5 protein-coding genes are annotated in these 25,232 nt (G+C 44.8%); all 5 read right to left on the bottom strand.

Features of this window, described 5'->3' with window-relative positions:
* Positions 1–404: 404 nt before the first annotated feature.
* Positions 405–797 carry a GNAT family N-acetyltransferase gene (locus AYJ08_RS24530; RefSeq protein WP_231929119.1) on the bottom strand — a complete coding sequence of 131 codons (393 nt, stop codon included), beginning with the start codon at positions 795–797 and terminating at the stop codon, positions 405–407.
* Between the two features lie 713 nt (positions 798–1,510).
* On the bottom strand, positions 1,511–2,578 hold the full coding sequence (locus tag AYJ08_RS15030; protein ID WP_064018413.1) for a hypothetical protein: 1,068 nt from the start codon (positions 2,576–2,578) through the stop codon (positions 1,511–1,513).
* A gap of 111 nt (positions 2,579–2,689) precedes the next feature.
* Positions 2,690–3,064: an S-adenosylmethionine decarboxylase gene (gene speD / locus AYJ08_RS15025; RefSeq protein ID WP_022585162.1), complete on the bottom strand. Its 375-nt coding sequence runs from the start codon at positions 3,062–3,064 to the stop codon at positions 2,690–2,692.
* Between the two features lie 77 nt (positions 3,065–3,141).
* The gene (locus tag AYJ08_RS15020) at positions 3,142–17,439 is read right to left on the bottom strand and encodes a non-ribosomal peptide synthetase (RefSeq protein WP_064018412.1); all 14,298 of its coding nucleotides are present in this window, start codon (positions 17,437–17,439) and stop codon (positions 3,142–3,144) included.
* Positions 17,440–17,576: 137 nt separating this feature from the next.
* Positions 17,577–25,232, bottom strand: a complete 7,656-nt coding sequence (locus tag AYJ08_RS15015) for a non-ribosomal peptide synthetase (protein WP_064018411.1) — start codon at positions 25,230–25,232, stop codon at positions 17,577–17,579.

Here is a 25,232-nt window from a genome sequence, read left to right as displayed (position 1 = left end):
ATATTATATATTATTTTGTGGGCTGTAGCAAAAATAACATTAGGTCAATAAAAATGTAGAATTATATCTGTATCATGGCTGTAACAGGATATCTCTCCTAATAATGAAATAATCGGGTATGAATCTTACAATTATTTCTACTAAAATAGGCCACTTTTAGACCTACTCTAAGTGTTCACAGGGTTTGTGCCATGAGTTGGTATAGTTGCAAGATCTTACTATTTCATTTTTGTATATAATAATATCACCTTAATAAAGTTTTCTAAATATTAGTAAAGACAGTAAACTTTTTTAGTTCAAATCGAGAAATGAAAAACACCCATTTTCCTCCTTTTCAAGAAAATAGGTGTTTGGTTATTGTGTAATCTAATAATCTCACGATACGTCAGACTTCATAATTGTTTTTACCAAGTACTCATTGATTTCCTATATTCCAATTCCGAAATTCTTCTTGGAAAACTCATGATGACAAGTTCATGAGGTACATTCTGTTTTCGATACGCAGGATGTTTATGTTGGTAATGATTTTCCATAAAGCCAAGCCTCATATAAAAGCTCTTGCGTCTAATAGAAATAGACTCTACTGGTGGATCAATTTCTAAAATGACTAGATTGTGTAAATCACAAAACTTTTGTAAGCAGCGAGAACCTACATTATTTCCTCGCATATCAGGATCAATCGCAAAATGTTCAATATAAGTATATCCACTCGTTTGCCAATAAAAGATAATGCCAACAAATACATCTTTTTCCAAAATAATATCACAATGATATTCCGAATGATTCAAAGCTACTATTTGATCCTCAAATAATCTTTGTTCATGCTCGGGAAAACTAGCTTTATATAGATCAAAAGCTTTTATAAAACATCATTTGTGCTCGTTAAACGATAAAAATCCATAATTCAATACTCCTCTCTTTCTTGATGTTTACTTGCTCTTTATAGTTGTATGTATTTTAAATGAATATTACTAGATCTACAATGCCAAATAGCTATGAACTCAATAGGATATGGAGCTAAATGAATAATCAAGTTCCCGCCATGGCTAAGCGCAATAGATGTTATCCCAATAAATCCACTTTTTTCTGCGATTAACAACAATGCTGCTAATCGATTGTCTTTCTTCGACATGAATACAGTTCCTTAGCTAATGTCTGAATCTATCTCGGCATTCAAAGCTGTATTGCTAGCATGTATAAAACCTCAATAAACACATTGGAAATCTAAATTTTTACTTCATGTTGAGTTCTCTCTTTAGGTGTGCTGATATAATTAATCACTAAAATCATATTTATTATATACATATAAATCAGATCTACAACAATTTATTACTCTGAAATCAAACACTTCAACTCCAGGGTTTGGGGGTTTATCTTTAGGAGTAAGAATGTCTGCTCTCCAGAAACCAGATCACCAGCCTCAAAAGCTTACAACAAAAAAACGACTCCTTTCATCGAGAGCCGTCTTTTTGTTGTCTGCCTATGTCTACTCCTGCTGTTTCCCAGGCAATTAAATATTCGTGTTTTCTTTATCGTGTTGCTCTTGGAGCTTTTCCATCTTTGAACGAATAGCTTGGGCAAAGGACTCTGGTTCGTCTACTTTGAACATAATGCGTTTGAACTCCTTTTTCATCCCAAAGACACCATAATGAATCGTTGATTTTTTTACTTTGATCTCGAATGATGGAGAGTCCATCATCAGTGTCGTATTGATCACATCAGAATCTCCTTTCTCAAACGGATTGAGTGCAACATTGATCATGTTTGGAGATTGAATTGCTTCAATATTAGCAATGTCGATTACAGCAATACTCTGATAACCGGCGTAGAGTGTGACTTTATCCTCAGTAACGATGCAAGGCAGGTATTTAACAGAGTTGTAGAAGGCGACGATGTACAAAGCTGCATAGATACTGATCGCTGTTGCAATCCATGCAGCGATTATGCTCCACTTTGCGAGTAGCCAGTGAAGCAATACGGTCTCGGCTATGAGCAACAGACCGAAAACAATCATCATTGTTTTAATAATGGTTGTCTTATGGTAGCTATATGAGATATCTTTTCGAATTTCCGGTTTTTTGAACAGAACACCGAAAGAATAGTAGAAAAGCTTAATCTCAGAGAGGAAAACATTTTTGAGCGGCGTATCGCCGAACAGCTTGGTCAGTGCCACTTCCATCGCCTCATAGAAGCTTAATTCTCGATCCGCGTGTTTTTTGCTATCCCGGTATAGACGGATAATTTGAAAGAAGATAAAGCAAAGAAAAAAGATTTCAACCAGAGGTGCAACATAGAAAATCACGTAATCCAAGTAACGCTGATGGGAATCTGCTATCAGGTATTTCGAGACAAAAATCTCAATAAAAAAGGCAAAAAACAATGAAATTTTATTGCGAATAACCAGCAGATTGACTAGGAATGGTATCACAAACATCAGGGCCACTGTAACGAGTAAATCGACTATATCACTTTTGGCTGTATGCACGTGCATGTAATAATAGCTGCCCCCATAGATGATTCCCGCCAAAATCAGGAAGGCTATCAGTGCCACAGAGCGGTTCTTTTTTGTGGTTGTCATAAGAACACCTCATCGTAACTTTTACATAGGGGAACAAAAGGAAGAAAAGGGTGGTACCGCATAAACGATACCACTTTCCTCCCCTCCCCTGTTTAAACCGACATCAGCAATTTATTCACGGATAATCACTTGGTACTGAACATTTTCAGGCCCAAATACATCAATGATGCTTTGTTTGACTTGCTCTTCAGAAAAGTCTTTGCAAGAGAAAACATCTAGGTACCCCTCGCGATGTAGATCATTGGTGTGAAGAGTGATACTGCTGGTGTAGATCAATTGTACTGCCGAAAGACCGATTTCTTCACCGTCTCCAAAGCGATAGCAGTGGCACTCACCGAAGGCAACCATGTCAATGTCTTTAACGAGTTTCGTAATGAAATCCTTTACCACTTCAATGCTGAGAATATTTTCGTTGCATCTTTCCATGTGAACCAACACATGTTTTCCATAGCAAGCTTTGCCTTCGTGCATGATACGTTTATACATCCTGTAACATCTCCTTGTGTTTTCTATTTTCCGATAAAAGAACGAATAGTGACTATAATCAATTTTTCAAGTTTGAATTAGTTTCTGGCTCTCATTAATCGACCTGTGATGATCTTTCTGCATTTGCTTGCACCACATCCGCATTCGAATTGGCGGTACAGTTCGTCTTCAGTGGTCTCATAGTCCATGGTTATGTAGTCACCAGGCTTGATTTCTTTGACAGCAGTGAAAACCTGAGTGTCCATGTCAACCACTGTGTTAGGATCGCACGAGTGAAGTACTTTTCCCATGCAGTATGGGTCTTCCACAAAAAGTCCCGAATATTTTTGTAAGGTGTACAGAGTTTGATACGGAAGCTGCGAGCCATCAAAACGGAAGACTATTTCACCAGGTTGAATGGTTGTCTTAGAGATCACCCCGTCGCCAAATTCTGCTCTATTAATTACCTCTACTCTATCCTTCGTTGGTTCAAAGGGATGGTACGGCACTGTCTCAGGATAGATACGATTTGTGGATGGAGGTGAGAGTTCCGGTGCCATCGCTATTGCTACTTCGGAGGTTGCCAGCCTTACTTCATTTTTAACTGCCTGTTTTTCTTTAATGGTAATCCCCACCTCTGCAAGTTTTGCTTGTGCCTTGTTCAGGAGCTCATCAAGTAACGACAAGTAATCCTGAGCCATCTCTTCAATAGTCGACTGATTGAACAGCTCGACGCTGTAGCCGAGGGAGAAATGGATAAAATCGTGCTTTTCAATCGCTTCCAAATAGATGTCGTATTCACAAATTTTGAACTCAAATGGATGAGGAACGACGTGAAGACTGTCGAATTCGATGTCGTTCATCTCATAGTTGAGCATTGAGAATACTGCATCAAAGAGCGGTGTACGGTTTTCAACGGCAGGAATCGCTAGTTTTTCCGTTATCATTTCAAATGGATAGAGCTGGTTCTCATAGCATTGAACGATGTTCTCTTTGACATCGGTGAGGAATTCCTGGAAATTCAAATCTCCTCTTGGATTAGCCCGGAAAGCCACCGTATTGATGAATAAACCAATTACCCTGTTGAATTCTTCACGAGGTCGTCCTGCTTGCCAAGTCCCAACTATGATATCTTCTTGGTCAGTGTATTTCTGCAAAAGTACGTAGAAAGCGGACAAAAGGGTAATGTAAATTGTGACGCTATGTGCTTCAGAAAATTCATGAAGTAGCTTGGTACGTTTGGCATCGACTTGGAAGAAGATTTTTTCGCCATCGAATTTCTTTTGGTCAGGACGCGGGAAGTCCGTTGGGAGTTCCAGCTGTGGGATATCTCCATCAAAATACTTCAGCCAGAACTGCTCTTGTCTTTTCCCCTCTTCGCTAGTTAGCCATTGATCGAGCCAATAGGTATATTCCTTGTATTGCACGGTCAATTCGGGTAGCTCATGGTCAGCGTATAGCTGCATCAGTTCATCCATAAAAACGCTCAGCGAAGTTCCGTCGGAAATAATGTGGTTCATATCAACAAACAATGTGTGTTTTTCTTCTTCACTACGAATCAAAACGGCACGGAGCAGTGGGGCTTCATGGAAATCAAACGGCCGAACCTGAGCCTGTACCAATTCTGACACTTGCTCCTCCTTTGCTTCCATTACAGTAAGGTCAAAACAAAGCTCGTCATGAACTACGAGTACTACTTCATCATCGACTACATCAAAGGAGCTGCGCAGCGACTCATGACGGTTAATCATCGTCTGGAATGAATCGCGTAACCGCTCTACATTCAGCTTCCCTTCTAACGTTATCGCAAAAGGAATATTGTAGCTGATCTCCCCTGCGGCACGCTCGTAAGTGTAACGCTGATACGGAGAGGCTTTATAGTACGGACGTTTTTCAAGTAGCTCGAGCGCAGTGTAGGTTCCTGCCTCTTGTTTTTTGATGTACTCCGCTACTTCCCATAGGATTGGAGTCTGAAACAGAACCTTCAGCGGTACCTTCACACCCGTTTCTTTGTGCATCAGGGAGATTAGGGATGCCGCTTTGAGAGAATGTCCACCTAGCTCAAAGAAATTTCCTTCCCGTCCAACGCCGCTTCTGCCAAGCACTTCGCTCCAAATCATATCCAGCTTCTCTTCCAGTTCACCCTGCGGCTCCACATAACGGTTAATAGTGAGTGTGGAGGCATCCGGTTTCGGTAGGGCTTTGCGATCTACTTTGCCATTGACGGTCATCGGGAATGTATCGAGTCCAATAAAGTAGGCTGGGATCATGAAGCTGGGCAACGTTTCACCGATGTGTCTTCGCAATTCGCTGATACTAAGCTCGTGGGTTGCAATATAGTAGGCGCAAAGTGCAGTGCTGCCAGCATCGTCGATAGCTATCACAAGAGCTTCGTTGATGGCATCATGTTGCAGAAGGCAAGTCTCAATCTCCCCTAGCTCGATGCGGAAGCCTCGCACTTTTACCTGATGGTCGAGTCGACCCAAATACTCCAGTGTACCGTCATCTAGCCAACGTGCCAGATCACCTGCACGATACATTTTTTGATCAGGTATAAATGGATTCGGTACAAAACGCTCCGCAGTCAAATCAGGTTGATGAAGGTATCCGCGTGCCACACCCTCTCCACCGACGTATATCTCACCTTTTACCCCAATTGGGACAAGTTGCTGGAATTCATCCAAGATGTAAACAGTCAGCGTTGGAATCGGAGTACCGATGTTTGGCTGATTCTTGTTCATCTCGGTCTGAGTAATTTCTTTAAACGTTACATGTACAGTGGTCTCAGTAATGCCGTACATGTTAATGAGTTGGGTTGCCGGGTATCTTTCATGGAACTTGTGAAGCTGGATTGGTGCTAGGGCTTCACCGCCGAAAATCACGTAACGGACAGCCAATTCCTTCTCTTTTACTTTCGCCTCTTCCTGTAGTAGCGCGTAGAAGGCAGTAGGGGTCTGATTAAGCACAGTCACCCGCTCCTGCTTAAGAAGTTGGATGAAATCCTTCGGCACACGAGCAATCTCTTTTGGTACGATAACAACACGGCCACCGTAAAAAAGAGCGCCATACATCTCCCAAACAGAGAAGTCGAAGCAGTAGGAGTGGAACATTGTCCAGACATCGTTTTCGGTAAAATCAAACCTCATGCGATCATTCGTCATCAAGCGGATCACATTGCGGTGTTCGATCATAACACCTTTAGGCTTACCGGTAGAGCCAGAGGTGAAGATGATGTATGCAAGGTCATCTTTTGTTCCAATTGGCTTTGTTAGCAGTTCGGATGGCTGCTTTGCCCACTCATCTAGCTGATCGATATTAATCGGATGGATTTCGGCAAAAGCCTCATAGATTTCGGCATGATGTGACTCTGTGATGAGCATGTTCATGCCTGTGTCCTCAACAATTGCTGCTATACGCTCTACCGGGTATTCCGGATCAATTGGCACATAGGCTCCTCCAGCTTTCAAAATAGCCAGAATGGAAATAATCATGCGTTCGGATCGGTCCAAAAGCATTCCGATCAACGGATTACGCTGATGCTGACCCTGCTGTAACAGGCGATTAGCAAGACGATTAGCCTGCTCGTCCAATTCCCGGTAGGTAAGGTGTTTGTCGCCGTATGTGACAGCAACACGGTTTGGTGTTAAACTTACCTGCTTTTCAATCCATGCATGAATGGTAGTTTCACGCGGGTATTTCGCATCAGTTTGGTTGAAGTCATAAATCAACTGTTGCTTCTCTGCTTCGTTTACCATGATGAGTTGTCCCATCGAAAGATCAGGCTGTGTAATTGCACCCATCAGCAATGTGAGAAAATGCTTGGCCATACGTTCCATAGTGGTACGCTTGTATAGGCTGGCCCGGTATTCCCATTCAAAATAAAGCTTACCGTCTCGCTCCAGCACCGATAATGTCAGGTCGAACTTAGCTGCGTTGTGCGTATACTCGTACGGTGTCATCTTGAGGCCAGAAATCGTGCTATCAGCAAACTCTATATTCTGCACGGTCAGCATTGTATCAAAGAGCGGATTGCGACTACGGTCACGTTGGATGTCGAGTTTTTCGATCAGCTCTTCTAGTGGATACGTCTGGTATTCATAAGCTTGTAGCACATTCGCTTTCACTTCGCCTAGGAACTCACGGAACGATTTAGACATCACAGGGTAGTTTCGCATTGCAAGTGTGTTAACAAACATCCCGATCACATGCTCTACATCTGCTTTGAGGCGTCCTGCTGTCGGAGTTCCCACGATGATGTCGTCTTGGCCAGTATAGCGAGCAAGGAACAGATTATAGGCCGCCAGTAAGGTCATATAAAGAGTTGTATTAGTCTCATGGGCAAACGTGAGTAATTGGGCTGTTTGTTGCTTGTCCAGCTCAAAGCTAATCACGTCACCGGCATAATCAGTAATCGTCGGTCGGCTGTGATCGGTCGGCATTTCAAGAACAGGGAGCTCACCTGCAAAGGTATCAATCCAAAAACGTTCCTCCTCGCCGCTAACCTGACATTGCTCGCGTTGCCATACAGCATAATCCTTGTACTGGATCGTTAGCGATGACAGTTCGTTCCCCAGATATAATTGATTGAGCTCATGCAAAAACAAAGTAAGCGATGTCCCGTCAGAGATAATGTGATGCATATCAATCAGAAGCACGTGCTGCCTACTAGTCACGCGGAAAATAATAGCGCGGATGAGCGGTGCTTTGCTCAAATCGAAAGGTTGAATATAGTCAGATAACGTTCTGCGTAGTGTTTCTTCATCTATTTCGACCAACGTCAGCGGGAGGCTCACCTGATCGTGAATCAGTTGGATCACCTCTTCTCCTCTCATTTCAAAAGAGGTGCGGAATGCCTCATGTCGCTGTATGAGCATATCAAGTGCAGTTTGTAGCATTGATAGATCAAGCTCTCCATCTAATCGCACGATCAATGGCATATTATAGCTGATGCTTGCTCCCTCAAACTGATTGATGAAGTAAAGTCTTCGTTGCGATGGCGATGTCGGGTAATACGCCCGCTTCTCTACTGGTTGAATTGCGTGATACGCTTTCTGATTGGACCTGCTGATTGCGTTAGCCATCTCTTTGACTGTCTGATGAAGAAAAACCTGCTGAATACTAAACTCTACTTCCAATTGCTTTTCAATGCTTGCCGAAAGCATCGTGGCACGTAAGGAATGACCACCTCGTTCAAAGAAGTTATCATGGACACCGATTTTTTCTACTCCAAGAACCTCAGACCAAATCTGGCAAAGTCGTTCTTCGGTCGGGGTGGTAGGTGGTGCGTACTGGCTAGAATACAGCTCCAAGCTAGGTTCTGGTAGCGCACGGCGGTCTAGTTTACCGTTCGGAGTGAAAGGAATCATCTCAAGCTCCATAAAAACTGCTGGAATCATATACTCTGGCATGCGATCAGACAGGTGATCCCGCAGCTCAGCGATACCAATTTCAGAATGTGCAGAGAAATAGGCACACAAGTAGGCCTGATTGGTTTGATCGTGTTTAACAAGCACAACCGCTTCTTTGACCTGAGGATGCTCCTTCATCTGTACGGCGATCTCGTCTGGCTCAATGCGGAACCCACGGATTTTTACAAGGTTATCAGCACGGTCAAGGTACTCAATATTACCGTCAGTAAGCCATCTCACAAGGTCTCCTGTTTTGTACAAGCGTTCATCTGGGTTAAACGGACTTGGAATAAATTTCTCATCAGTCAGGTCTTGTCGGTTTAGATACCCTCGGATCAGTCCTTCTCCGCCGATGTATAGCTCGCCAGGTACACCGATTGGTACAAGATGGTGATGCTTGTTTAACACATATAGTTGGGTACGACTGAGTGGTTTCCCGATCGGTATTGAGCTCGTGTCCTCCTTGATTTCTGAGATGTGATAGTAGGTAGCAAATACAGTGCTTTCTGTCGGGCCATATATGTTGTAAAAACAGTCCGGACCAAGATAAGCCAGTGCTTTTCTCGCTTGTTTTGGCGACATCTTTTCACCGCCGACAAACAGCTTACGTACGTTACCTAAGCACTCCAGATTCACGTCTACTAAAGTATGGAACAGTGCTGTCGTCATAAATATCACACTAATTCGATGGGTCGAGATTAGATAGGAAAGGGCATGAACATCAAGCATTTCATGGCGATTCATCATGACCAGCTTCGCTCCGTTCAAAAGGGCACCATAGATATCGAAGGTAGAACCGTCAAATACATAGTTAGAAATTTGCAAAAGCGTATCTGTCCTATTCAAGTCGACATAGTTCGTATCCTTAACGACCCGGATAATGTTTGCGTGAGTAGTGAGCGTTCCCTTTGGTTGACCAGTAGTTCCCGAGGTAAACATCACGTAGGCGAGATGCTGTGAATTGAGGTCAACTGCTTTGGGATTGCTTATATCACCTTGGTGAAGCAATGTCGGATCATCAAGATTAATCAACTCTTGGTCTAGCGTGTAGTTTTTGATCAAATGGGACTGGGACAATACCAGCCGAGTCTTGGTGTCTGCAAGCATAAAACGAATGCGCTCGATTGGGTATTCTGGGTCAATTGGTACATAGGCCCCCCCAGCTTTTAGTACCGCTAGCATAGCAACGATCATCATCGGCGATCTGTCGATAATCAAACCAACTTTTTCTTCTATTCCTACTCCTCTTGCCTGAAGTGCATGCGCAAGGAGGTTTGCTTGTTCGTTAAGCTGTCGATAGCTCCACTCCTGTTTCTCAAATACCAGCGCAATCTCATCTGGATACAGCGAGGCCTGCTGTTCGAACAATTGCGGAATGGTAGCTGTAATCGGTGCTTGCCCTTGCTCTGAATTAAACTCTTTTAAAAGCTGATGCTCCTCCTCTGCCGTCATCATCTGGATGTCTGAGATTGGACTATTCGGATGTTTTAAGGCATGGATGATCAGTTGGTTAAGGTGGTTAGCCATTTGTTCAATTGTTTCGCGTTTAAATAAGTGACTGCTGTATTCCCAGTTGAAGTAAATCTTGCCGTCCGTTTCGATGGCGAGTAACGTCAGATCGAACTTGGCCTTCTTCATCTCATAAGGAAGGGCAGTAATAGCCACGTCCGTAAGCTGAACAGATGCTAGTTCGAGGTTTTGCAGGGTAAACATTGTATCAAATAGGGGATTACGGCTCGTGTCACGGGCAAGTCCAAGCTTTTCAATTAGTTCTTCGAGCGGATAATCCTGATTTTCATAGGCTAATAGGACGCTTTCTCTTACTTCGGCAATAAACTGGCGGAAGCTCTTCGCCGCTTCTGGCTGGTTACGCAATGCCAACGTGTTAACGAACATTCCCATCACCCGCTCTACGTCGGCAGTTGGACGTCCCGCAATCGGTGTTCCGACACAAATATCTTCTTGATCAGTATATTTAGCCAGCAACATTTGATATAGCGCAAGTAAGGTCATAAAAAGAGTGACCTGTTCGTTTTGATTGAACGAGTGTAGTTTGGCTGTCCACTCGGCAGGCAGCTCAGTCTGAAGTATCTCTCCAGCAAACTGTTTAACCACAGAACGTGGATAGTCGGTTTCAAGCTCCAACACCGGAATTTCATCAGCGAACTGATTTAGCCAGTAAGATTCCTTGGTAGCAAATGATTGTAACTGGTTACGTTGCTGCTGCCAGATGGCATAATCCTTGTACTGAATCTGAAGTTCTGGCAATGTTTCACCAGCATAAAGCTTGCTGAATTCGTCCATAAACAGGCTCATCGAGACACCGTCGGAAATGATATGGTGCATGTCAATCACAGCCACATAGGACTGTTCATCCAGTTGAATCAGACGAGAACGCATCAGAGGTGCCTGCCCTAGATCAAATGGCCCAATCGCCTGCTTAATCATCTCATCGCGTTTTTCCTTGCTGGCCTGAATAAGTTCAAAGGGTAGCTTTACTCTTGGATGAATTCGTTGCACCACTTCTCCATCCACGACAGCAAAAGAGGTGCGGAGCGCTTCGTGTCGTTCGATCAGTCTTTCAATCACACCTGTAAAGCGCGGGATGTTAAGCGGACCGTTAATTTCCAGCACAAGCGGCATGTTATAGGCAGTTTCTACACCAGCGAACTGGTTGACGACATACATACGTTTTTGTGCAGAAGAAGCAGGGTAATAATCGCTTGGCCCGACAGGTAGGATCGTTAACTCGTCTGAGCTGTTCTCTTCCTTCTGCTGTTGCAGGATTTGCTCTAGGCAGTCCGCCAGCTCTTGAAGCGTTGGTTTTTGAAAGAATGCGGAGAGCGGCACCTTCACCCCGAATTCCTTTTGAATGCGAGAGATTACTGTAGTCGCTCTAATCGAGTGTCCCCCACGCTCGAAGAAATGGTCGTTACGGCCGATACGCTCAACTTGTAAGACGCTACCCCAAATATCCGCCAGCCTCTGCTCCAATTCGCTAATCGGCGGTTCGAAAGGACGATCTGGTAAGTGTACACTGTCTGGTTCCGGTAAGGCACGGCGGTCTACTTTTCCATTTGCGGTAAGCGGCAGACTGTCGAGTTGGATGAAGAACGTTGGAACCATGAACGGTGGCAACTGGCTATTCAGGTATTGACGAAGACCTACATCACCCAGCTCCTCTGTAGCCACGTAATAGGCACAAAGATTGGCGTCAAAGGCCGTCACAACAGCTTCTTTCACCCCGGGATACTGGAGCATTCTGGTCTCAATTTCCCCAAGTTCGATGCGATAGCCTCGTATTTTTACCTGTTGATCAATCCGCCCAAGGTATTCAAGCTGTCCATCTTGGCTTATCCTTACAAAGTCTCCGGTACGATAAATGGTCTGCTCTGGGAGAAGCGGATGTGAGACGAATTTTTCCGCAGTAAGGTCCGGTCGATTGAGATAGCCACGCGCAAGTCCTGCTCCGCCAATGCAGAGTTCGCCTGGTACCCCGATTGGTTGTAGCTGTCCGTGTGAGCTGAGCACGAGCGCTTGTACATTCTGAATAGGACGTCCTATAGGCAGATTATTGGATGCCTGAGTCAGCAAAGTAGATGTAGCGACGACGGTGTTTTCAGTTGGCCCATAGTTGTTGATAAGCTGATATGACCTTGGAATAAAGGTCTTTAGCTTGTCGCCACCAGTCAACAGGACACGCAATGAGCGGTTATCCAGCTCTTGGAATAATTCACACATTTGAGTCGGTAAGAAGCTTACGGTAATTCCGTGTATTTCAAAATAGTGACTAAGCAACTCCACATCGAGACGGATGTCATCAGGAATGATGTGCAGAGTGGCACCTGTGATCAGTGTAGGGAAGATTTCCCAAACCGAAGCATCAAAGCCGAAACCTGCATATTTGGTTGTATGATCGGCTGCTGTGAGATCGAAGGCCGTTTGATGCCACAAGCAAAGATTGACAAGTGAATGGTGCTCGATCATCACCCCTTTTGGTTGTCCCGTAGAGCCTGATGTATAGATGACATAGGCAAGACTATCTGGCTGAACAATCGCTTCAAGCGGTTCGTCGGTCAGTGCTTGATACAGTCTGTCATCTGTAAGCAACAGAGTCTCGCAGATGTCAGTCCACTCCCCTGATGCTGCAGCTATGTCCCTATTACGGTGAACAAGCAAGATCTTGGCTTTACTATCGGATAGCATGTATTCGATACGTTCTGTTGGATACTCAGGGTCAATTGGCAAAAAGGCTGCTCCCGCCTTAACGATCGCAATCAATCCGATGATCATTTCCAAGGAACGGTCACTGAGAATGGCAACAATATCTTCCTGTCCCACTCCTTTTGTTCGCAAGGTCTGTGCTAAAAGGCTAGCTTTTTCATTTAATTCACGATAGGTCAGTTGTTGTGCACCAAATACCACGGCAATCTGCTCTGGCATCGCAGCCACTGCTTGTTCGAATAAGGTCAGTGCAGTAACGTCCTGCGGGATGATCTTGAATGAGTTGTTTATCTCTGTGAGCAAATGTTCTTTTTCAGCATCTGTCATCATGTCAATGTCTCTTAGTTTGATGTTTGGGTCAGCAATCACTTGATTGAGGATACTCAGATAATGCTGAATCATCCGCTCTATTGTTTCCTGACAAAACAGTTGGGTCCGATATTCCCAGTCAAACACAATTTTGCCTTCACGTTCCGCCGCTACCACTGTCATGTCGAATTTGGCTATTTCATGCGTGAATTCATAGGAACTCATTTCGAGATTAGCCATCGCAAACGCGGAAACCTCAATGTTCTGTAAGGAGAACATAACGTCAAATAATGGATTGCGGCTTATATCACGCTGTACATCCAGCTTTTCAATCAAAGTCTCAAGCGGGTAGTCCTGATTTTCAAACGCTTTGAGGCTATTAGCTCGGACTACACCTAGGAATTGGCTGAACGTCTCATCAGACTCAAGCTGGTTGCGCATTGCAAGCGTATTAACAAACATTCCCATCACATGTTCTAGTTCAGCTAGCTGACGTCCGGCAATCGGCGTTCCGATGACAATATCATGTTGACCAGTGTACTTGTGAAGCAGGACATTAAGTGCCGCTAGCAGGGTCATATACAAGGTACTGCCCTGTTCGTTGCAATAGGTCAGCAAACTCTCACTTTGACTTTCGGTTAGCTCGAACTGAATGCGCGAACCAGCGAATTCCGGTACAGTCGGACGCGGGAAGTCAGTCGCAAGCTCGAGGACAGGAATGTCACCGCTAAAGGTGTCGAGCCAATATTTCTCTTGTACGTTTGCCGCACCACTTTCCATGATTGCTTGCTGCCACACGGCATAGTCCTTATATTGAATCGAAAGAGGCGGCAATTCTTCACGGGCGTAGAGTTGCGTCAGCTCATGTAAGAAAATGTTCATGGAAACACCGTCAGAAATGATGTGATGCATATCGAGTACGAGCAAATGCTCTTGCTTGCCAATGCGGAAAAGTCCGACTCGTGCCAGTGGAGCCTGATTTAGGTCAAAAGGCTGAATAAATCCATGAACCTCTTCTTGCAATAAATCCTCGGAGGTTTCGATATAAGAAAACGGCAATTCTACATCTTTATGAATCTGTTGCATCAGCTTATCTTCCACGGTGACGAAAGAAGTACGAAGCGATTCATGACGCCGGGTCAATGCACGAACAGCTTCTTGTAGAGATTCGACGTCAAGCAATCCGTTAAGACGTACCATCAACGGCATATTATAAGTTAATTCGGCGCCATCGAATTGGATACTCACATACAGACGTTTCTGTGCAGAGGTCGCTGGATAAAAATCGCGGGCTTCTGCTGGAATAAGCGGCGGTAAGGTATCCTTATCGGCCTGTGTGATGTAAGCAGCCATCTTCTCGATGGTTGGACGGTTAAACACTTCTTGGAGCGGATACACGATACCGAATTGTTTATGGATTCTAGCAACCAGTAACGTTGCTTTGATTGAATGGCCACCCCGTTCGAAAAAGTTATCAGTAATCCCCACTTGTGTCAGTCCGAGCACATCGGCCCATATTTTTGCTAGTTGTTCCTGCGTTTGATTCTTCGGTGCAACATATTCACTTTCACTAAAAATGTTCTCCGGCATCGGGAGTGATTTATGATCAACTTTGCCGTTAACAGTAAGTGGCAGGGATTGGAGTTCTATAAAGTAGGCTGGCATCATGTAATCTGGCAGCTCTGTTGACATATAATCACGCAGTTCGTTGATACGTACTTCATCAGCCGGCACGTAGTACGCACAAAGAGCTGCATCGTCAGCAATCTCCTGTACAGTTATGACCGCTTCATTTATCGCAGGGTGCTTTTGTAGTAAGGTCTCGATTTCCCCAGTCTCGACGCGGTGACCGCGTATTTTGACCTGATTGTCGATGCGACCGTGAAAAAGTAATTTTCCATCTTCCGTCCAACTGACAATGTCTCCTGTACGATACATGCGCTCATCTGGCTCAAATGGACTTGCTACAAACTTTTCGGCTGTAAGTTCAGGAAGATTGTGGTAGCCACGAGCAAGACCTACACCACTAACACACAGTTCACCAGGTATTCCAATCGGCTGAAGCTGATCATGAGCAGTTAACACGTAAACGCGGGTATTCGAAATCGGACCGCCAATCGTAATGGGCTTATCTACTCGCATGTTGCGAGAAAAGGTAGAAACGATCGCGTTCTCTGTTGGACCGTATTCATTAATTAGCTCGATACGAGCGTTAAGGTTTTTACTCTGACGGATGACGTTCTCTGTCAGTTTGTCTGCCCCCAAGCAGATCAAGCGTAACGACTGAGTCTCTTCAGCGGTCATGGTATCGATGATTGCACTGTACATGACAGGTACGGTAATAAAGCTTGTTACGTTCCAGCGCAGGATATGACGTTTAATCGCCACTGGATCTTTAGCATCCTCAGTCGGTAGAATGACCGCTTTGGCACCGGCGATCAGTGGTGAGTACAAGCTAATGACGAAACCGTCAAAGGCGAAGGAAAAGAGCTGCAACACACTGTCTGTCTCACAAAATTGATACTCACGGCTACGCCAATAGATTGTATTAACCACATTTCGGTGTTCAATCATGACACCTTTTGGTCTACCGGTGGTGCCAGACGTGTAGATCATATAAGCCAGGTCAGAAGGTCTATTTACCGACTCAAGCGGGCTATTGTCAGTGTCGTTACCAGTAGTAATCGACATCATTTTATAGGATGAAACACTCTCTCCAAGAGTGGTAGTAATGGTTTCACGTAAATGCTCTTGGATCAAAACCAATTGAATCTGGCTATCAGTTAAGATGTACTCGATACGCTCTTTGGGATATTCCGGATCGATCGGTACATACGCGCCCCCTGCTTTGAGGATCGCAAAAAGTCCTACAACCATCTCAATAGAGCGTTCTGCTACAATACCGATTAATTGATTGGGTCCAACACCCTGTCTTCGCAATACACGAGCTAGCTGGTTGGCTTGCTCGTCTAGTTGCTGATAGGTCAGACTCTGGTCATTGTATGCGATCGCGATGGCATTCGGCGTTCGAGCAACCTGTTCCTCAAACAATTGATGCAAAGTTTTTTCGCTCGGAAAGTCTGCTGTTGTGCTGTTATATGTAGTAAGAAGCTGTTGTTTTTCCTCATCTGTGACTAAGCCATAGGTATGGACAGCTTGTTGAGGTGCTGCAATGACTTGCTTCATCAGTTTTGTTAGGTGTGCACCTATACGCTCGATAAACGCTTGGTCATACTTGTTTGCATTGTAGCTTAGGCGAATCGTGAATATTTCTCCAGGAATTACAACGAGATGAAAGTCATAGTTCGTCATCTCATGGGCATCCACGCTAACTACAGTAAAACCCAGTTCTTTGTCCCATTCAGTCTGATATAGTCCCTGATTATCTACATGATTTTGAAAGCCTATAATATGATTAAACAGATCGCTTCCAAGTCCAGACCGGGACTGAATATCGGCTAGCGAGACATATTCATAGGATTTAGCTTCCAAGGAGTTCTGCTTCACCGCATTAAGCAGTTGGCTAAATGTCTGCTCATTTACGCTTTTAATCCGTACAGGTACGGTATTGATAAATAGGCCGACAATTTGCTCCACACCCTCAATTTCTGAGGGTCGGCCTGAGACAACCGAACCAAATACGACATCTGAGGTGTTATTGTAACGCTGGAGCAAAAGACCCCAGATCGCTTGAAAAACATTGTTTGACGTGGTCTGATGCTCGCGGGCGATGCGGTGAATTCCCTCGCTTAGTTCTTTATCTACAGTAACGGTTACTTCCCCATAGGCAAAACCATGAGAATGTGCAAACTGATGTGGCATAACCGCAGGCTTTTCATAAGCAGAGAGGTAGTTTTCCCAGTAGGTAATGGCCTCAGTCTGATCTTGTTTTTGCAACCAATGAATATAGCTGCTATAGGGTGTCGTCTTTTCCTTGACTAGAGCCTGATTCATGACCAGCATTTTGTAGAAACGGAAAAAATCCTGCATGACAATGCCAAAGCACCAACCATCCATCAAGATATGATGATGACTCCAAACCAATTGATACTCCTTTTCTTTGGTCTGAATGATGCTTATACGCATCAGGATATCTTTGGAGAGATCAAATCCTCTTTCTCGATCAGCTTGGAGTAAAGCCTCGATATGTGCCGTTTGTTCGTCGCAAGAAAGGTTTACAATATTATGAAAGGCAACAGTGGTCTTGCGTTCTTTTAACACAACTTGGCGTGGTCGCTGTAGCTTTTCGTGAAGAAACAACGTACGAAAAATATCGTATTTGCTGATTAAATGGTTTAGGCTTTGTTCCACATAACTAACGTTGAGGTCACCTTGAATGATCAGCCTCATCTGTTCAAAGTAAGCATGCTGGGTGTCACCAAGTAAGGAGTGGAAAAGCATTCCCTCCTGCATTGGTGATAAAGGGTACACCTTTTCGATTTGATTATTTTTCATGTCCGTTACTCCCTATTTTTTTCTCCCTAGGTATGTATGAGTGAACGCAACAAGGAAGAGATATGTGAGCCGCAAGTCGTTTTTGAGCATAACAGCTCACATTCCCTTTTAAACCTTGTTAACAGGACGGCAGTGGACTAGAGATTATTGATAAAGTCAGCAATGTCGTCCAGTTCTTCGAAGGTCAGCTCCTCGTCACCTACGTCACTTGGGGTGATATCAGGGCCTTCTTTTTGCAAGCAGTGATTGATAATCAAGCGTAAATGGTGCATGTAACGATCTACTAGCTTGGCGATTGTGCTGTCTTGATAATGCTTTTGACTATACAGGATTTGAATGTGCAGCTGTTTCTCACTTACACTCCCGATAACATCCAACTGATAACTGCGATTGCTATTGGGGCAAAACAGCGGACCTTTAGGCATGTTAGAGGGTTGCAACAGTCCTTCTCCTTTCGCCTGCTCGAATTGCCCCAGATAATTGAAGCTAATTTGAGACTTTCTAGTGAGTTGGCAGTCTTCACGCTGGTCTGAACCGGCGAGATAGGTAAGGATTCCGTACCCAATCCCCTTTTGTGGGACTGATCGGAGAGATTCCTTAGTCGCCTTGATTTGATAAGAGAGATCATGTTCAGAGCTGACAGTCAGATTGACAGGATACAGGGAAGTAAACCAACCGATCGTTCGACTGATGTTGATTTCCTTGATGATATCTTCACGTCCGTGCCCTTCAAGATCGACTAGTATGTTGCTCTCTCCTGTCCACTCGTGAATCGTCCGGGCAAGCGCTGTGAGCAATAAGTCGTTAATCTCAGTATGATAGGCTTGAGGAGCATGCTTGAGAAGGTTATCTGTCTCTTCGCTTGTCAGATGAGCTACTTTACTTTGAAGACTCTGCCATGTATTCGTTCCATCCATATGATCTTGTGGCAACGGCTGTATCTGGATTGCTTCGAGCTTTTTCCAATAGTCCCATTCTTTAGCGATCGTTTTACTGTCAGCATACTCCTTCAGAGCCCGTGCCCAATCCTGATACGAATGCGTTTTGGCAGGTAGCTGAATCACTTCTCCTCGTTGTGCTTGCTCGTAGGCAGTCTGTAAATCTTCTAATAAGATTCGCCAGGATACACCGTCTACGACCAAATGGTGGATGGTAAGCAACAGATGATCGCCCCAAGCAGTTTGAAATAGGGTTGCTTTGAACAGCGGGCCCTGAGTCAAGTCGAGACTCGCTTGGATGCGAGTGGCTTCCGCCTCGATTCGTGAGGTCAAAACGGCTGAGTCGTACTCGTTGCGTAAGTCGATGATTGCAAGGCTGAATGCTTTCTCGCCTGCCTCTTTGACCCCTCGATTGATCTGTATGACACGACCGTCTGATTCCATGGAATAGATCATTCTCAATGCGTCATGATGACTGATTAATTCTGTCAGGACAGCCCGAAGAATCTCCACTTCTAAACCAGTTGGAGCATGCAACATCACCGATTGATTCCAGTGATGCTGGTCAGCCATTTGTTGAGCAAAAAACCAGTGTTGGATGGGTGTCAGCGGAACCTCTCCCACGATTTCCTCTTGAGTCGCTACACTTTTCATCTGTTTGACATAGAGACTGAGCTCTTCGATGGTCGGATACAGGAAAATCTGATTAATGTCTGCCCTCAATTGATAATTGCCCAAACGAGCCACGATCTGGATTGCGTTAATCGAATCACCGCCGAGTTCAAAGAAGTTATCCTGAATCCCAATACCATCAATCCCTAGTACGTCAGCAAATATCTTTACTAGCAGCTCTTGCGTTTCGTTGGTTGGGGCGACATATTGTTTCCCGTAGTGCTCATCGGTGCTGGGCAATGGTAAGGCTTTTCGGTCGACTTTACCATTAGTTGTCAACGGTAGCTTCGGCAAGGTCATGTAGAACGTCGGAATCATATAGTCCGGTAGGTGTACGGCAAGGTATTTGCGCAGTTCACCGTAATCAGGAGCTTCATCTGCGACGATATAAGCACATAGGACTTTTTTGGATTCTAATTCCTTAGGCTCCACCACTGCCATCTGAATTGTCTCGAAAGCATTCAAACGACTTTCTATCTCCCCAAGCTCGATGCGATAGCCGCGAATTTTGACTTGTTGATCTTTACGGCCGAGAAATTCAAGATTACCGTCTGGGAGCCAGCGGGCGATGTCTCCTGTACGGTACATCCTTTCTCCCTCAACAAACGGATTAGAGGTAAAAGCCGTATTAGTAAGATCGTCCCGATTGAGATAACCACGCGCCAAACCAGCCCCGGAAATGCATAGCTCACCTGGCACACCGATTGGTTGAAGCTGTCCATGACGGTTTATCACATGTATGCGTACATTATTAGCGGGTTTGCCAATCGGAATATTTGGCAGAGCCTTGGTCACTTCATAGGATGTCGCTAATATCGTATTTTCTGTCGGACCATAGTTGTTAATAAAACGGCATGGCTGTGGAATAAAGCGATTCAGCTTGTCACCGCCTGTGTTCAAGATGCGCAGGCTCTGTGTCGGCCATTCCATGAATAATTCAAACATTTGGGTCGGTAGATAACTCACCGTAATCTGATGTTGTTGATAGTAGCGGTGCAAACGCTCGATATCATAGCGCACCTCGTCACTCAGTAGATGAAGAGTGGCCCCTGAAGTCAGGCAAGGGAAAATCTCCCAAATGGTTGCATCGAAACTGAATCCAGCGTATTTGGTCATTCGATCTTGCGAGGTCAGCTCGTACTTCTCCTTAACTCCACAGCAGAGATTAATGAGTGAACGGTGTTCAATCATCACACCTTTTGGCTGCCCCGTAGAACCGGAAGTAAAGATGACATATGCCAAATTACTGGAGGTATTGACCGGCTCTACATTATCGGTCTCACCCTGATACAAGGAAGCATCGGAGAGAAGCAAAATTTCTCCGTCAAAAGCCAATGAGATTGGTAATTTGGTATGGATCAACAGCCACTTACTACCTGCCTCTTTAAGCATATAGTCCATCCGCTCAACAGGATAATCCGGAGCAATCGGCAGGAATGCACCACCGGCTTTGAGCACTGCTAGTACAGCAATCGCCATTTCCACCGAATGGTCTGCGATGATGGCTACGATGCTTTCCGAACCAACGCCTTTGGATCGCAGCTTGCGGGCTAATTGATTCGCTTTTTCGTTTAACTGCTGGTAGGTCAATTGTTGCCAATCATCTATGAGTGCAATGTGATTTGGGCGTTTTGCAGCATGGTGTTCGATCAGCTCATGCACTAGTTGATGAACAGGGTAATCCACTTGCGTATCGTTAAAAGTAGTGAGTAATTGTTTTTTCTCCTCTGTCGTTACCATGTCAATCTGAGCAAGCAATTGATCCGAGTCTAATACCACTGCGCTAATGATTTGAATCAAATGCCCCGCCATACGCTCGATGGTTTCTCGTTGATAAAGAGAGGTACTGTACTCCCAATCAAACATTAGTCTGCCATCCATTTCTGCGACCTGAACTGTCATATCAAACTTCGCTACCTTGTATGGATAGGCGTAGTTGTCGATTGTTAAAGCCGGCAGATTTTGATCGGTAAACGTTATATTTTGTACGGCAAATGTCATGTCAAACAATGGATTACGGCTAAGGTCCCGACGCAGGCTAAGCTTGTCTATCAGTTCCTCAAGTGGGTAATCCTGATGCTCATAGGCATTTAGCAGGTTCTCTTTTACTTCGGTCAGAAACTCCCGGAAGCTCTTGGTAGCAGTCGGTTTGTTACGCAGTGCCAAGGTGTTGACGAACATCCCAACCAACGGCTCCAGCTCAGCATGTTGACGCCCAGCGATAGGTGAGCCGACTATAATATCTTCCTGACCGGTATATTTAGAAAGCAACACATTATACGCCGCGATCAGAGTCATAAATAATGTCACCTGATTGCGCTCGCAGAAACGGTTAATCATCGCTGTCTGCTTCTCATCCAAGGTAAAGGTATATCGATCCCCCTTAAACTGTTGAACAGAACCACGCGCATAGTCTGTAGGCATATCAAGCACTGGTAACTCACCTGAAAAGGTATGTAGCCAAAACTCTTCCTGTCGCGCAGCCTCTCCGCCTTGCATCCGAGACTGCAGCCAGGAAGCATAATCCTTGTATTGAATACGCAGCTCTGGTAATTCTTCTCCACGGTAGAGCTGGTTAAACTCTTCAATCAAAAGCTTCATGGATACACCGTCAGAGATGATGTGATGCATATCCACAACTAGAACAAAGCGTGTGTCGCTAACACGGATGATTAGGCCGCGTACAAGTGGCTCTTGGCTCAAATCAAATGGTTGAATGAATTGTTCGATAATCTTATTCAATTCTGCTTCGCTCGCCTCTGGTTCTTCCCTCACCTCGAAGGGCACTTCCAAATTTTCATGTACCTGTTGCATTAGAACACCATCTACCAATGCAAAAGAGGTTCGTAGCGATTCATGACGATCCACCAAGCTTCTCCATACAGAGCATGTACGCTGTATATCGAGAGATCCCTGAATAGAGAGCATCAAAGGCATGTTGTAGCTGGTCCCCGCTCCTTCGAACTGTTGGATAACATAAAGGCGTTTTTGTGCAGAAGTAGTAACATAATATTTTTTATGGTCAACCTTTTCGATTGCTGTATATTCGCACGCTGTAGCATTGCGGATAAAATCAGCCATTCCGCGAATCGTCGGACATTGAAACACTGCCTTGAGCGGAAAATCAATTTCTAGCTGCATACCGATGCGTGATGCAAGCATGGTCGCTTTGATTGAATGACCGCCGATACTGAAAAAATTGTCCTTCACTCCAACCCTCGACTGCCCCAGCACTTCTTCCCAGATTTGGGCAAGGACAGTCTCCAGCTCGTCTGACGGTGCGATATATTCGGAGGCCTGTTGGAGTTGTTCACTAATCTCAGGAAGCTGGTTGCGATCAACCTTTCCGTTTGGTGTAAGTGGAAGTTTTTCCATTCCAACAAAGTAGCCTGGAATCATATAGTCTGGTAAGCTTTGGCCAAGTGCCTGTCGGAGTTCATCTGGGTCAACCCCGTTGCCTACGTAATATGCGACGAGGCAGACAAGTCCGCTAGAGTCTTTGCGATCAACCACAATAGCATCCTGCACCTTTGGATGTTGCAACAAAACATGAGTAACCTCGCCGGGCTCAATACGATAACCGCGGATTTTCACTAAATGATCGAGACGAGAGACGTATTCTAGGTTTCCATCCGAAAGCCACTTAACTACGTCACCAGTACGGTAGATACGCTCACCAGGTAGGAAGGGATGTGGAATGAATTTTTCTTCGGTCAGCTCATCGCGATCTAAATAACCTCGTACTAAGCCTCCCCCTCCGATGCACAGCTCTCCTGGAACACCGATTGGCTGGAGATTTTGCTTTTGATCAAGGACAAAAAGTTGAGTTTGGTTGACTGGTTTGCCGATAGGAATTGTGTATGCATCTGCTGAAACCTGTTCAACCGAATAATATGTCGAATAGACGGTATTTTCCGACGGACCGTATAGATGAATAAGTCGGTTCGGACCAAGATAACGCATCGCTTTACGGACGTGGTGAACCGAGACCTTCTCCCCACCAAATAAAATCTTGTGCAACGGAGCTAAACAGCGTAAGTCTGCGTCAACCACCGCATTGAATAAAGCCGTTGTCATCAGTGTCATGGTGACGCCATTCTTAGTGATTACCCGGGCCAGTTGAGTAATGTCGAGCATCTCTTCACGTTTAATCAGCACCAATCTAGCGCCATTGAGCAATGCTCCATAAATATCAAAGATAGAGCCGTCAAAAATATAGTTCGACAACTGCAAAATCCGGTCTTGTTCACGGATATTGACATAATTAGGCTTAACCACAGTCCTTAACACGTTGGCATGAGTAGTCAGATTCCCTTTTGGATTGCCTGTTGAGCCGGAAGTATATTGAATGAACGCAAGAGTTTGTCCGTCGCTCTGAGGCGGCAGGTTGCTCGCATCACCCTGGTAGAGGGAGCTGTCATCAACAGGAATGGCTTCGACCCGCCATGGATACAAATTCATTAACTGTGCTTGGGTCAATACAAGTTGAACATCAGCATCCTTTAGCAGGAATCCGATGCGCTCAGCCGGAAACTGAGGGTCAATGGGTAGATAGGCTCCTCCTGCCTTGAGTATGGCCAGCATGGCCACAATCATCTCAATGGAGCGGTCTAATACCAAAGCAACCGTACGCTCTTCCCGAATTCCCTTCGCTTGCAGATGGCGGGCCAACTGATTGGCTTTCTCATTTAATTGCTTATAAGTTAATTGATCGTCTCCGAACACGATGGCGATGCTATCTTTTTGACATTCTGCCCAGGATTCGAATACCTCGGCAATGCTTTGAGTGTATGGTTTATGGCATTGTTCTTGGTTAAATTGGTTGAGTAGCCGCTGTTTTTCCTCATCGGTGACGATTTCGAGCTGATTGACTACAATTCCAGCATCATCTGATATCTGCTCGATCACCTTAATCAGATGTCCGCTTATACCTTGAATAAAATCTGACGTAAATCTTTGCCCGTTATAAATAAACTTAATTAGCATTTGGTCGTCGGATTGGGCGGCTAGGATATTAAAATCGTAGTTGGTTTGCTCAAATACCTCGATATTCGATATGTGAAGACCAATTTGCTGCTCCAATTCGTCCGTACTGATTCGTGATGGATAGTTTTGGTACGCCAGCAGATGGTCAAACAGATTCTGCTGAAGACTAGACTGCTGTTGGATATCGGCAAGCGACACATAGTCATATGCTTCACTATGAAGTGCCCCACTTTTTACCTGTTGAAGCAGGCCCTCAAAGGTCAATCCGTCTTGTATCTTAACGCGAACTGGGATCGAGTTGATAAACAGCCCTACAATTCTCTCCACATCCGGGATATCAGATGGACGGCCGGAAACAACTGCGCCGAACACAACATCATCAGTGTTGTTATAGCGTTGAAGCAGGATGCTCCACACTGCCTGAAATACATGGTTCATCGTAACCTGATAATGGCGTGCAAGTCTGGTCAGCTTAGCAGTGAGCTCTGTCGATAAGGTCACGAGATATTCCTGCGGTTGATAGCCATTCTCTGATGGAGATGCTGATAGCTGAGCCGGTACGCTTACCCGTTCCTCGTAGCCTAAGAGATAATGTTTCCAGTAGGCCAATGCCTCTTCTCGATCCTGTTTTTCCAGCCATTGAATATAGTGACTGTACGGCACCACAGCATCTAATTTAAGAGGAAGGTTGTTACTCACCTGCTTATAGAACTCGAAAAAATCTCCAAGAATGATTCCAAAGCACCAGCCATCCATTAAGATATGATGATAGCTCCAGATGACTTGATAGGTAGCCTCCCCTGTCTTGAGTACAGCCATACGAGTGAGCAAGTCACTGGTCAAATCGAATCCTTTTGCTTTGTCCTGCTGGCAGAAAGCTTCCACTTGGTTACTTTTTTCTGCATCGGGAAGAGACGAGATGTCCTTATAATGTATGGTCGTACTACGCTGCTTCAAAACAATCTGGATCGGTTCCTCCAAATCCTCGTACATGAAAACCGTACGCAGAATATCGTAACGATCAATAAGCAGGTTGAGACTTTTTTGGAGGGCCTCAAGATTCAGCGGCCCTTCCAGCTTGAAACGCATCTGCTCAAAGTAAGCGCTGTGCTTACGATCCAGTATGTGATGAAATAGCATCCCTTCCTGGAGAGGGGACAGCCGTTGGATTAGCTTAATCTCTGCATGTTCTCCCAT

This window comes from Brevibacillus sp. SKDU10 (assembly GCF_001645205.1).
Taxonomy (GTDB): domain Bacteria; phylum Bacillota; class Bacilli; order Brevibacillales; family Brevibacillaceae; genus Brevibacillus_B; species Brevibacillus_B halotolerans.
The sequence above is the reverse complement of the archived record's forward strand: the minus strand, read 5'-3'. Positions and strand labels throughout refer to the sequence as shown.

What these genes read in the sequence shown, in the direction of transcription:
- AYJ08_RS15030 (WP_064018413.1), bottom strand. Translation starts at nt 2,578, where the DNA reads ATGACAACCACAAAAAAGAACCGCTCTGTGGCACTGATAGCCTTCCTG.
- speD (WP_022585162.1), bottom strand. Translation starts at nt 3,064, where the DNA reads ATGTATAAACGTATCATGCACGAAGGCAAAGCTTGCTATGGAAAACAT.
- AYJ08_RS15020 (WP_064018412.1), bottom strand. Translation starts at nt 17,439, where the DNA reads ATGAAAAATAATCAAATCGAAAAGGTGTACCCTTTATCACCAATGCAG.
- AYJ08_RS15015 (WP_064018411.1), bottom strand. Translation starts at nt 25,232, where the DNA reads ATGGGAGAACATGCAGAGATTAAGCTAATCCAACGGCTGTCCCCTCTC.